General features: G+C 65.7%; 11 protein-coding genes. 5 read left to right on the forward strand and 6 right to left on the reverse strand.

Translation table 11 applies throughout. From position 1 onward, the window contains the following. Positions 1-14: 14 nt before the first annotated feature. Positions 15-1,292, reverse strand: a complete 1,278-nt coding sequence (gene purD, locus ACN0YF_RS09635) for a phosphoribosylamine--glycine ligase (protein ID WP_417494205.1) — start codon at positions 1,290-1,292, stop codon at positions 15-17. Positions 1,293-1,396: 104 nt separating this feature from the next. On the opposite strand from purD, the gene xseA reads away from it, so the two are divergent. From xseA to ACN0YF_RS09650, 3 genes are all read left to right on the forward strand, one after another. After that, positions 1,397-2,839, forward strand: coding sequence for an exodeoxyribonuclease VII large subunit (gene xseA / locus ACN0YF_RS09640; RefSeq protein WP_417494206.1), 1,443 nt, complete (start codon positions 1,397-1,399; stop codon positions 2,837-2,839). 569 nt (positions 2,840-3,408) lie between these two features. After that, a complete protein-coding gene (locus ACN0YF_RS09645) occupies positions 3,409-3,645 on the forward strand; it encodes a DUF2093 domain-containing protein (protein ID WP_417483519.1) in 237 nt (78 codons plus the stop codon). After that, positions 3,642-4,547: a M23 family metallopeptidase gene (locus tag ACN0YF_RS09650; protein WP_417494207.1), complete on the forward strand. Its 906-nt coding sequence runs from the start codon at positions 3,642-3,644 to the stop codon at positions 4,545-4,547. Before ACN0YF_RS09645 ends, ACN0YF_RS09650 begins: the two co-directional genes overlap by 4 nt. Positions 4,548-4,554: 7 nt before the next feature. Here ACN0YF_RS09650 and ACN0YF_RS09655 read toward each other — a convergent pair whose 3' ends face one another. From ACN0YF_RS09655 to ACN0YF_RS09670, 4 genes are read right to left on the reverse strand one after another with little or no spacing between them, the layout of a single operon-like run. Continuing rightward, positions 4,555-5,484, reverse strand: a complete 930-nt coding sequence (locus ACN0YF_RS09655) for a lysophospholipid acyltransferase family protein (RefSeq protein ID WP_417494208.1) — start codon at positions 5,482-5,484, stop codon at positions 4,555-4,557. A 9-nt stretch (positions 5,485-5,493) separates the two neighbouring features. Further along, complete coding sequence (gene lpxK / locus ACN0YF_RS09660; protein WP_417494209.1) at positions 5,494-6,504, reverse strand: tetraacyldisaccharide 4'-kinase; 1,011 nt, start codon at positions 6,502-6,504, stop codon at positions 5,494-5,496. Then, the gene (locus ACN0YF_RS09665; protein WP_417494210.1) at positions 6,501-7,796 is read right to left on the reverse strand and encodes a 3-deoxy-D-manno-octulosonic acid transferase; all 1,296 of its coding nucleotides are present in this window, start codon (positions 7,794-7,796) and stop codon (positions 6,501-6,503) included. The genes lpxK and ACN0YF_RS09665 overlap by 4 nt, the downstream gene beginning before the upstream one ends. After that, a complete protein-coding gene (locus ACN0YF_RS09670) occupies positions 7,793-8,551 on the reverse strand; it encodes a lysophospholipid acyltransferase family protein (protein WP_417494211.1) in 759 nt (252 codons plus the stop codon). The genes ACN0YF_RS09665 and ACN0YF_RS09670 overlap by 4 nt, the downstream gene beginning before the upstream one ends. Before the next feature lie 104 nt (positions 8,552-8,655). Between ACN0YF_RS09670 and ACN0YF_RS09675 the strand changes: the two genes are divergently transcribed. Continuing rightward, the gene (locus ACN0YF_RS09675; RefSeq protein ID WP_417483525.1) at positions 8,656-9,318 is read left to right on the forward strand and encodes a fused DSP-PTPase phosphatase/NAD kinase-like protein; all 663 of its coding nucleotides are present in this window, start codon (positions 8,656-8,658) and stop codon (positions 9,316-9,318) included. A 136-nt stretch (positions 9,319-9,454) separates the two neighbouring features. Further along, complete coding sequence (locus ACN0YF_RS09680) at positions 9,455-11,065, forward strand: ATP-binding protein (protein ID WP_417483526.1); 1,611 nt, start codon at positions 9,455-9,457, stop codon at positions 11,063-11,065. Here the strand turns inward: ACN0YF_RS09680 and ACN0YF_RS09685 are convergent. Continuing rightward, positions 11,062-11,445 (reverse strand): ATP-binding cassette domain-containing protein (locus ACN0YF_RS09685; protein WP_417494212.1); only part of this gene is annotated, 384 nt, incomplete at its 5' end. The genes ACN0YF_RS09680 and ACN0YF_RS09685 overlap by 4 nt on opposite strands.

The raw sequence follows: 11,445 nt of genomic DNA on the forward strand, positions 1-11,445 counted from the left end.
AAGAACGCACCGCCCTAATGGGTCTTGAGCGCCCTCCAGGCGATGTCGCGGCGACAGAAACCTTGCGGCCAGTCGATCACGTCAACAGCACTATACGCCCTGTCGGCCGCGTAGTGCAAGTTTTCACCGGTCGCGGTTACGTTGAGTACACGGCCGCCGGCGGCAATGCGCCGGCCCTCGCTGTCGCGCGCCGTTCCGGCCTCGAACACGTGCACGCCATCCATCGCATTGGCATCATCGACGCCATCGATGACCGAACCCTTCGCGTAATCACCGGGATAGCCCTGCGCTGCCATCACGACGGTGATGGCCGGTTCCGGCGACCAGTCGATGGGGAGCATCTGGTCGAGATGACCGCTCGCGGCCGCCCTGAGATAGGGCAGGAGATCATTCTCGATCCGCGCCATGAGCACCTGGCATTCCGGATCACCGAAACGGATGTTGAACTCGACCGTCCTCGGCCCGTCCCCGGTGACCATGATGCCGGCGAAGAGAACGCCCTGAAAAGGCGCCCCTTCGGCGGCGAGACCGGCGGCGGTGGGCTCGATAATGGTTTTCATCACGGTGTCGATCAGGGCCGGGGTGGCAATCGGGGCCGGGGAATAGGCGCCCATGCCGCCGGTATTGGGGCCGGTATCGCCTTCGCCGACGCGCTTGTGGTCCTGGGCGGCGCCGCAATAGAGCACGGTCTTGCCGTCGCACAGGGCGAAGATCGAGACTTCCTCGCCGCGCATGAATTCCTCGATCACCAGGGTGCGTGAGGCATCGCCGAACTTGCCTGACAGGAAGGCGTCGATCTCGGCCTCGGCCTCGGCGCGCGTCTCCGGGATCACCACGCCCTTGCCGGCCGCCAGCCCGTCGGCCTTGAGCACATAGGGGGCTTCGAATTCATCGAGAAAGGCCTTGGCTTTGGCGGCATCATCGAACACGCCATAGCGCGCGGTCGGCACATTGTGGCGGGCGTAGAAATCCTTGGCGAAAGCCTTGGAGGTCTCCAGCATCGCGGCGGCTTTCGAGGGGCCGAATACGGCAATGCCGTGGGCGCGCAGCCTGTCAGCCAGACCGTCGCAGAGGGGAATTTCCGGGCCGACCACCACCAGGTCCACCGCCCGCTCGCGCGCCAGTCCGACCAGCCCGTCCAGATCGGAAACGGGGATGTCGACACATGTCGCCAGCGTGCCGATGGCGGCGCTGCCGGGAGCGGCGATCAATTCGGTGAGGAGGGGGCTTTGGGCGATTTTCCAGACCAGGGCGTGTTCGCGCCCGCCGGATCCGATTACCAGAACCTTCATCTCGATCTCCTGCAAATCTCCAGCCCGGCCTATCGTAAACCAGGCCTCGCTGCGAGTCCCTCGCGCCGTTGCGGCAGGGGCGAATCCGCCTTACCAAGTGAAGCATGGACGTGACCCAAGGCAATATCCACGAATTCTCCGTTTCCGAACTGGCCGGATCGCTCAAGCGCACCGTCGAGGACGCCTTCGGCCATGTCCGCGTGCGCGGCGAGCTGGGCCGTGTCGTGGTCGCCAAGTCGGGCCATGTCTATTTCGACCTCAAGGACGAGAAATCCGTCATCACCTCGATTGCCTGGAAGGGCACGGCGGCGCATTTCCGCTTCAGGCCGGAAGAGGGGCTGGAGGTCATCATTGAAGGTCGGATGTCGACCTATCCCGGCCGCTCGCAATACCAGCTGATCGTCGAGACCATGGAACCGGCCGGCGCCGGTGCGCTGATGGCGCTGCTCGATGAGCGCCGCAAAAAGCTCGCCGCCGAGGGCCTGTTCGACACGGATCGCAAACAGGCCATCCCCTTCCTGCCGCGCACCATCGGCGTCGTCACATCGCCGACCGGCGCCGTGATCCGCGATATCCTGCACCGCCTGCGTGACCGCTTCCCCTGTCATGTCCTGCTCTGGCCGGTGCTGGTCCAGGGCGAGGCGGCAGCCGGCCAGATTGCCGAAGCGATCCATGGCTTCAATGCGCTGGAAGCGGGCGGGCGTGTACCGCGCCCGGATGTGATCATCGTCGCGCGCGGTGGCGGCTCGATTGAAGACCTCTGGGCCTTCAATGAGGAAATCGTCGTCCGCGCCGCCGCCGAATCGGCCATCCCGCTGATCTCCGCCGTCGGCCATGAGACCGACACCACGCTGATCGACTACGCCTCCGACCGCCGCGCGCCCACGCCTACTGGCGCTGCCGAGATCGCCGTGCCCGTGCGCGCCGAACTCAAGGCCGGTCTCGATACGCTCGGCGGCCGCCTGGTCGCCGGCCTCTCCCGCCTGATCGAACGCCGCCGCACCGAGCTGCGCTCGGCAGCGCGCGCCCTGCCGCGCCCGACCTCCCTGCTGGAACTCAAACGCCAGCGCTTCGACATGGTCGCCGACAAGCTCGACGGCGCCCTGCTTGCAGGTGCCGCCGAGAAGCGCTCCAAGCTTCTGGTGCTCACTGCCCGCCTGCGCCCCGTCACCCTGCGCCGTGACATCCAGCAAAAGCGCGAACGGCTGTCGGACCGGTCCGGGCGCCTGGCGCCAGCCGCGACGCGCATCCTGCGCGATCAGCGCCGGGCACTGGGCAATTGGGCTGCACGCCTGGAGGCGCTGAGCCATACCTCGGCGCTCAAGCGCGGTTTCGTTCTGGTGCGCGATGCCGACGGCAAGCTGGTTCGGACCGGGGCGAGCCTGGCTTCAGGTGCCAGCGTCGAGCTGGAATTTGCCGATGCCCGGCGCGGTGCTGTGATTGATGGCGAGCCGGGGGCGATGCCGCCTGCACCCGTTGCGCGGCCGAAAGCGAAACCGCTGCCGAAGGCCAAGCCGCGTGCGGCCGGGCAGGGGACCTTGTTTTAGGTTGGGGTTTTTGGAGTTGTTGGGCTGCGTTGCCCCGCGCTTATCCCCCACGTTAGACAACTATCCCACGTCATCCTGACGAAAGTCAGGACCCAGATGTGACAAGCGCGGAGCCTGCAATATCGAGGTCCCGACTTGCGTCGGGATGACGAATTTTGAGCGATGTTATCCCCGCCCCCTCCGCCTGCGCTTATGCTTACAGCGTTCCGGTCGCACGGGAGGCGTGAGCTCAGTCACTTGCGGCGGCCGGGAGCGTGGAGCCCATCCGCACGACGGCGTGACAGCCCGAGTTCCGGTGGGGCCATGATCGGGGAAGTGAGGCATTAGGGCTCGACCAATCTTCCACGGTCATTTCGAGGCAGGGCCCGCGAGGGACCTGAGTAAATCTCCACGTGCGGGACGTCTCGGATGCCCCCAAAACTTACTCAAGAACCGGCATTCGCCGGCGTCCCGCACACCTCCCATCCGGGGAGGACCAGCAAACCTCCAGCGGCAGGCCGCGTGGAGATTTTGGTGCAGGCGCAGGCGGAGCATTCCCCTGATCGGGCAAGGCATGCTAGACGGGTTTCATGAGCCAGACAGACAATCCTTTCGAAGCTGATTTCTCGGGTGAAGCCATCCTGGAGTTCGGCGATGCCGATTTCATCATCCTCAAGCCGGGCGCCTTCGTGCGCTGTGCCGTGACGGGCGATCCGATCGCCCTGGCGGATCTGCGCTATTGGAGCGTGGATGACCAGGAAGCCTATCGCGACAGCATTATCGCGACGCGGCGCTGGGCCGAGCTGAATGGCGAGCGCGGCCAATGATCGGTCTGATCGCAGCCTTCATCCTGCAGTCCGGCACCGCGCCGCTCGATCCGATCGGCGAGATGATCGCTTCGCAATCGCCGGACGCCCGCGAGGCCGTCGTCATGGCGGCGCCGACGCTCAGCGAACCGGTCCAGGGCTGTGCCGGCGATTTCGCCGAGGGCGCGTTGCTGATCTGCAATTACGGACCGGGCAGCCAGGTCAGCCTGGGCGATGTCACGGCGCAGGCCGATGGCTCGGGCTGGACCGTGCTCGGTATCCCGCGCGACGCCCCGGGCGAGCTGCGTTTCACTGTCGCGGCGGCGGGCGAGCGGATCGATCGCATGCAGCCGATCACCCAGCGTGAATTTGCCATCCAGCGCATCGAAGGCGTGCCGCAATCCACCGTCACGCCCGACGCCTCCACCCTGCCGCGCCGCCAGCGCGAATACGCCCAGAAACAGGCCGCCTTCGCGACCCGCTGGGACGGGGAAGGCTTTCTGGCCGGTTTCATCCGGCCTGCCGAGGGCATCACCACCGGCGTCTATGGCTCGCAGCGCGTCTATAACGGCACGCCGGGCAATCCCCATTGGGGCCTGGACTGGGCCAATGATCCGGGCACGCCGGTCGTCGCACCGGCGGCCGGGCGCGTCATCCTGGCGGAGCCGGACATGTATTATGAAGGCGGGCTGGTCTTCCTCGATCACGGCCAGGGCCTGGTCAGCTGTTTCCTGCACATGAGTGCCGTGCACGTTGCGGCCGGCGACATGGTCGAGCAGGGTGATCTGATCGGCGAAATCGGGGCCGGTGGCCGCGCCACCGGGCCGCATCTTGACTGGCGGGTGAAGTTCCAGAACAGCTTCTATGTCGACCCGGCGCTGCTGCTCGAGCTTGATCCGGCCGAGCTGCACCCGGTCGACTGACGGGGCGTTAGGGCTGTTGCCGGTAGACATCCTTCGCCCAGCGGCGATGGACCCAGAACCATTGCTCCGGCGCCTTGCGGATCTCGGATTCGATCCATTGATTGATCCGCGTCACCGTCTCGATGATGGCGGCGGGCTTGTCCGGATTGGCCGAGAGCTGGATCGGGTCATGGATCTCGATGCGGAAGCGCGCGCCCTCGAGCCGGCGCACCGATAGCGGCACCAGCGGGCAATTGAAGCGCATGGCCAGCTTGGTCGGGCCCGGCGCCGTCATCGAGGGATGGCCGAAGAAGGGCGCCTCGACGCCGTCATTCATTTTCTGGTCGTTCATCAGCGCCACGGTCTCGCCGCGCTTGAGGGTCTGCAGCAATTCCTTGGCGCCATCGCCGCCCTTGGCCGTCATCAGCTTGATGCCGTAATCGGCGCGGGCGGCAAGAATGCGGCGGTCGATCAGCGGGTTGTTGGCCGGGCGATAGGTGATGTAGCAGGGCAGGCCAGTCTTGGAGATGGCGGTGCCGGAGATCTCCCAATTGGCGCTGTGGGTCGAGATGATGACCAGCGGCTGTTTCGCATCGCGCGCCGCCTCCAGCTTCTCGCGGCCGATGAACTCGACCCGCTCCTCGAAGAAGGCATCATCCTCGAACAGGTGCATGTGCGGCATCTCGCCGGCGAGGCGGCCGAAATTGTCCCACATGCCGCGAAGCAGCCGGTCAATCTCCGGCTCCGCGGCTTCGGGGAAGCAGCGCTGCATGTTGATACGGGCGATCTTGTGGGTCGAAGTCATCGGACCGAGGCGCTGCAACAGCTCGCCGCCGGCATCCGATGCCCGGTCCAGCCCCTTGGCGCGGTACCAGGCATTATAGGCATCCCAGGCCAGGGCCTCGGCGTGCCAGCCGGCGCGGGTCAGGAAGGAGGCATTGCGTTGCGCTTCAATCATCAAACGGATTTAGCGGCCCGGCGCGCCGGCGTCCATCATGTCCCGCAACAGACCGTCCAGGGCTGCCGGATTGGCGAACTCGGCCCGCACCGGCCAGGCGGTCACTTCGGGCTGCATAGCGGTGGGCAAACGCACCCAGTCCTTCTCGGTGGTGATCAGGGCCGACTCATGGGCCCGGGCCAGCCGCTTGAGGCGTTTGAGGTCGCCCTGCGAATAGGGGTGATGATCGGCAAACTGTCCGGTCTCGGTAAGATTGGCTCCGGCGGCCTGCAAGGCATCGAAAAATTTCTGCGGCCGTCCGATCCCGGCAAAGGCAACCAGCGGTCCGCGGGGCGGCGGGCCTGAAGGGGCGAGCCAGGCATGCAGGACCGGGATTTCCAGATCCGCCAGGCCAAGGCCGTGATAGTCGGGCAGGGTGTCGGCATTGCGCGTCATCACAATCACCGCATCGGCGCGGGCCAGTCCGGCGGCAACGGGCTCGCGCAGGGGGCCGGCCGGGAAGACGGTCTTCGCACCCCATCCGGCCTCGCCATCAATGACCACGAAGGAGAGGCGCTTGCGCAGGGTCGGGTTCTGATGTCCGTCATCGAGCACCAGGACCTGGGCGCCGTCCTCGACCGCGGCCTGTGCGCCCTCGGGCCGGTCGCGGCTGATCCAGGCCGGTGCAACGCGCGCCAGCAGCAGCGGCTCATCGCCGACATCGCGGGCTGCGTGGGTCGCCGGATCGACCCGCACCGGGCCCTTGAGGCGGCCGCCATAGCCGCGCGACAGGGCGTGGGCGCGATAGCCCATATTGCTCAGACGTCCGAGGATGGTCTGGGCGACGGGGGTCTTGCCGGTGCCGCCCAAGGTGAGATTGCCGATGCAGATGACGGGAATGCCGGGGTCGAGCGGGTTGGTCCTGCGAATGCGCCGTGCTGTCGCCCAGGCATAGATCCAGCTCAGCGGAGTGAGCAGGGCGCGCACCAGGCTGCCCGAACCGCGCCCGCCATCGGTGCGCCAGAAAGCCGGTTCCCTCATGGTGCGATCTCCGTTCCCTTGCCGCCGGCCAACAGCGCTTCCAGCGCGGCGAGACTGGTCGCCATCGCACCGCCGGAGGCCTCGGTGATCGCCGCTCGGGCCAGTTTGATCGCGGGGCCGCGATGACCCCACACCCGCTCAATGGCCGAGGCGATGCTGGCGGCGCTGTCGACGGTGATCATCGCCTTGTGCTGGCGATAGACAGCGTAGAGATCGTCAAAACTGGCGGTGTGCTCGCCGCTGAGAACGGCGGTGCCGGCCTGGCTTGCCTCGATCGGGTTATGGCCACCAATCCCGGGCAGAAGGCTGCCGGCAATCAGCGCCGCCGGGGCTGCGCCATACCAGAGCGGCATCTCGCCCAGCGTGTCGGCGAGCCAGATCTGATGGTCCGGTGACGGCGCATCACCCGCCGAGCGGCGCACGAAGCGAAAGCCTTGCTTGTCGATCAGCCGCGCCACCTCGTCACCGCGCTCGGGATGGCGCGGGGCGAGGATCAGCAGGGCGTCGGGATGGGTTTTCAGGGTCAGGGCGTGAGCATGCAGCACAATCGCCTCTTCGCCGGGATGGGTCGATGCGGCGAGCCAGACCGGGCGATCACCGATCGTCCTGCGGATCCCGGCCAGGGTCTCGGGGTCGGCCGTCTCGGCGCGCGCCTCCAGCTTGAGATTGCCGGCCAGGGTGATCGCCTTGCCGGTGAGGTTTTCCAGCCCGTCGCGGGTGCGGCTGTCGGCGGCACCGATCCAGTCAAAACAGCCCAGCAGATAGCGCGCCGAATCCGGGCGCTTGTTCCAGCTGGCCAGCGAGCGGTCATTCATGCGCGCATTGACCAGCGCCATCGGGATGTCGCGCGCGGCGGTCTCGATCACCAGATTGGGCCAGAGTTCCGATTCCGCGAACACGGCGAGATCGGGCTTCCAGTAGTCGAGGAAACCGCGAACGGCCGACAGGGTGTCGATGGGCAGGTATTGATGGCGTGCGACCGGTGGCAGGCGCCGGGCCATAAGCCGGGCCGAAGTCATGGTGCCGGTGGTGACGAGGAAGCGAAGCTCCGGCTGCGCGGCGGCGAACTCACTCACCAGGCTGGCCAGGACCAGGCTCTCGCCGACGCTGGCCCCATGCAGCCAGACCAGCTGGCCGGGCGGGCGCGGAAAGGTCGGGCGGCCAAGGCGTTCATTGCGGCGTCCGGGGTCTTCCTTGCCGGCACGGGTGCGCAGCATCAGCAATGGCGTGGCGAGCGGCGCCGCGACCCGCATCAGCAGGCGGTAGAGTGTGAGCCCGGTTGGCAGGGTCACCGTTTGCCTCCACGCCCGCCCGTTCCCGGACGCATCCGGCTGTCGGGCTCGATGACCTCGCCGCCGACGGCCTCGTCGGCCTCGCGGGTCAGTTCATTGAGCCGGGTCTCGAGCAGAAGCCGCGCTGCTTCCAGCTCTTCGGCCGTTGCCTTTTTGGGCACGTGAATCGGATCACCCCAGATGATGATGCCGCGGGTGAAGTAATGCGGCAGGCAATGCTTGTCCCAAGCCCGGTGCAAGACGGTCTTGCGCCGGGTCGACCAGGTGAAGGGGACGATTGGCACACCGGTGTCGCGGGCCATGCGGACAGCACCATAGCCGGCGCGCATGCGGGGGCCGCGCGGACCGTCCGGCGTCACGGCGCCGCTGCCGCCTTCGTTGAGATGGTTGACCATGGCCCGGTAGGCCGCCTCGCCGCCCTTGTTGGCCTCGGGCTTGCTGGTATTGCGGGACGAGCCACGCACCAGGCCGACCTTGTACCAGCGGGCGAAGCGGGCACCGATCTCGCCTTCGCGGGATCTCGAGGCAAGGGCCATCATGCGATCATAATGCCGGTTCCAGCCCTGCAGGGCCATCAGTACACGGCCATGCCAGACACAGCCGAGAATCGGCAGATTCTCGTCCCAGACCTTCTGGACATAGTCGCCATTGCGAACTTCCCAGCGAATCGAGCGTCGCACCGACTCCACATAGAGCAGCGCGAAAAAGGCACCAATTTCCTGGGCCCAGGGCTTTGACAGCAAGCGTTTCAACATCGTGTATCCTTGCTCGCCTTCACCGGCTGAAAGGTCAAGCACGGCGCGCGGTTGCCTCACCGGCGCAGGCATCCTAAATCCCGTCGCAGCAAGAAAGAAACCGCATGGCCTATGATCTTACCGATCCGACCGACCGCAAGCGCGCCTGGAGCGATTATCTCTGGAAGGATCACGGCGTACTGCGCCTGCGATTCCACAATATGCACGAGGTCGGCGGCGGTCTGTGGCGGGCCAATCAACCCTCGCCGGACCGGCTGGAATGGCTGGCGGCCGAGGGGTTCAAGACGATCCTGAACATTCGCGGCCCGCAGCCGGGCGTCTGTTATTACGACCTCGAGCGCGAGGCCTGCGAGCTGCATGGCCTGGCCCTGCACGACATGCCCTTCGGCTCGCGCGAGGCGCCCTATGTCGATCGTATCCAGCGCGCGGTGAAGATTTTCGAGAGCATCGAATACCCCGCCCTGGTCCATTGCAAATCGGGCGCCGACCGTGCCGGGCTGGTTTCGGTCCTGTTCGCGCTGACGCATCTGAAACTGCCCTATGACGAAGCCATCGCGCATCTGTCGCTGAAATATCTGCATGTGAAGGCCGGAAAGACCGGCGTGCTGGATTATTTCTTCGAGACCTACCGGGCCTATAACGAGGCTAATCCGATCGATTTCATGGAGTGGGTCGAGACCGTCTATGACCGCGATGCGGTGCAGGCAGGCTTCATGTCGAGCTGGTGGGGAAATCTGCTGACAGAGCGGCTTTTGCGGCGCGAATAACCAGCGGTTGATTCTTTATGCCTGCCCGATTCATCAGATATGACGACTCTTTCCCCAGCTTTGCGGCAAATTAACTCTCGTTAACCACGTTGGCGCCCGACCGGATCGAGCGCTGATGACAGGGCGGGAGCAGACAATGCACGAGACGGTCAAGACGATTGAGCGCGGCGATGACCGGCTGGATGGCCTGCACGCCCGGCTCTCGCGTGAAACCGGCCCCGCATTTCTCAGCGCCTTTGTCAGCCTCGTTGCCGAGCATTGCGGCGCCGATTGTGTCTATATCGGCCGTGTCGATGCCGGCCATCGCCAGATGCGCACCCTGCATGTCGCCTCTCAGGGCGCGGTCAGTGGCAATTTCTGCTACCCGCTCGAGGGCACACCGTGTGCGAGTGTGATGCAGTCGGGCGCGCAAGTGTTCGATGACGGCGTCGCCCAGCTCTTCCCCCGCGATTTCATGCTCGAGGAGATGGGCATTTGCGGCTATGCCGGCACGCCGCTCTATCAGGGCGCCCAGTCCATCGGCGTGATTGCGGTGTTGTTCAAGCGGCGCATCGAGAACCCCGACGGAATCCTCAAGATCCTGCACCACTACCGGCGCCGCCTGACGGCAGAAATCCTCGCGGTCGAGACCGGCGAACGCGCCAGCCTGGCGATCCGCGGCATGTCGGACGGGATCGTCGACTGGTGCCTGGAAACCGACCAGGTCTACATGTCCGCGCGCTGCCGCGAATTGCTGGGCCACCCCTCGCGCGAACAGACGGCGCCATCGGCCTCGCTTGCGGGCCTGCTGCATCGGGACGATGTCTCGCGGCTGCGCTCAGCGCTGGCTGCGCATTACGAGGTCGGCCGACCGCTGGACCTGTCCATCCGCATCGAAGTGGATGGCGGGAGCCATCGCTGGTTCCGGTTCCGCGCCGAGGCTGTCCGCAGCCCGGACGGGGAACCGACGCGTCTGGTCGGGGCGCTGACGGATATTCATGATCTGCTCGAGGCCCGGCAACAGGCGACGGAGTCCAGTCGCGCCAAGTCAAAATTTCTCGCGACGATGAGCCATGAAATCCGCACGCCGATGAATGGCGTGCTCGGCATGTCGAGCCTGCTGATGAATACGGACCTGCAGCCCTCGCAGCGTGAAATGGTGGAGCTGATCCAGAGCTCGGGCCATGCCCTGCTCGATATCCTCAATGACATTCTCGATCTGGCGAATATCGAGTCCGGCCGTTTCGAGGTCGAGGCGACAAGCTATCGCCCCGCCGAGCTGACCCGCAGCGTCATCGGTCCCTACCGGATGAAGGCGATGGAAAAGGGGCTCAACCTGCATCTGGAAATCGACCCCTGCATTGAGGGCGAGGCGAGTGGCGATCCGGCGCGTATCCGCCAGATCCTGTCCAACCTGTTGTCCAACGCCGTCAAGTTTACCGATCGCGGCGAGATCCGCGTCCGGTGCATGGCGACCCAGACGGGGGATGGCCGGCACCAGGTGAATTTCGAGGTCAGCGATACCGGAATCGGCATGGAGCCGACGCTGATCGAGCGGGTTTTCATGCCGTTCAGCCAGGGCGAATCGGCCGTGTCGCGCAAGAATGGCGGTACCGGACTCGGCCTGGCCATTTCCAAGAAGCTCGCGGAGCTGATGAATGGTGATATCGAGGTCGAGAGTGTGCCGGGTGCGGGCTCGGTTTTCTCGGTCAGCCTGCCGATGTCGCATTTGCAGCCGAGCGTCCTGACCCTGGCGACGACGCGCTAGCGGCTTTCCTCGCCGAATTGCAGCCGGCAGAGTTTTGCGTACAGGCCGTCCTGCGCGATCAGTTCGTCGTGCCGGCCTTGCTCATGGACGCGGCCATCCTGCAGGACATAGATCCAGTCAGCCTTGCGCACGGTAGACAGTCGATGCGCGATCACCAGGGTGGTGCGGCCCTCTGACAACCGTTCCAGGGCGGCCTGGACGCGTTGTTCCGACTCAGTGTCGAGGGCGCTTGTGGCTTCGTCGAGCAGCAGGATCGGGGCATCCTTCAGGATCGCCCGGGCAATCGACAGGCGCTGACGCTGCCCGCCTGACAGATTGCCGCCGCGCGGTCCGACCGGGCTGTCATAACCGTCGGGCAGGTTGATGATGAAATCATGGGC

Origin of the sequence: Maricaulis sp. (assembly GCF_048270265.1) — a bacterium.
Taxonomy (GTDB): Bacteria; Pseudomonadota; Alphaproteobacteria; order Caulobacterales; family Maricaulaceae; genus Maricaulis.

Excerpts from the sequence above, each read along its gene's own strand:
- ACN0YF_RS09680 (WP_417483526.1), top strand. The coding sequence starts at position 9,455 with ATGCACGAGACGGTCAAGACGATTGAGCGCGGCGATGACCGGCTGGAT.
- purD (WP_417494205.1), bottom strand. The coding sequence starts at position 1,292 with ATGAAGGTTCTGGTAATCGGATCCGGCGGGCGCGAACACGCCCTGGTC.
- ACN0YF_RS09655 (WP_417494208.1), bottom strand. The coding sequence starts at position 5,484 with ATGATTGAAGCGCAACGCAATGCCTCCTTCCTGACCCGCGCCGGCTGG.
- xseA (WP_417494206.1), top strand. The coding sequence starts at position 1,397 with ATGGACGTGACCCAAGGCAATATCCACGAATTCTCCGTTTCCGAACTG.
- ACN0YF_RS09675 (WP_417483525.1), top strand. The coding sequence starts at position 8,656 with ATGGCCTATGATCTTACCGATCCGACCGACCGCAAGCGCGCCTGGAGC.
- lpxK (WP_417494209.1), bottom strand. The coding sequence starts at position 6,504 with ATGAGGGAACCGGCTTTCTGGCGCACCGATGGCGGGCGCGGTTCGGGC.
- ACN0YF_RS09650 (WP_417494207.1), top strand. The coding sequence starts at position 3,642 with ATGATCGGTCTGATCGCAGCCTTCATCCTGCAGTCCGGCACCGCGCCG.
- ACN0YF_RS09670 (WP_417494211.1), bottom strand. The coding sequence starts at position 8,551 with ATGTTGAAACGCTTGCTGTCAAAGCCCTGGGCCCAGGAAATTGGTGCC.
- ACN0YF_RS09645 (WP_417483519.1), top strand. The coding sequence starts at position 3,409 with ATGAGCCAGACAGACAATCCTTTCGAAGCTGATTTCTCGGGTGAAGCC.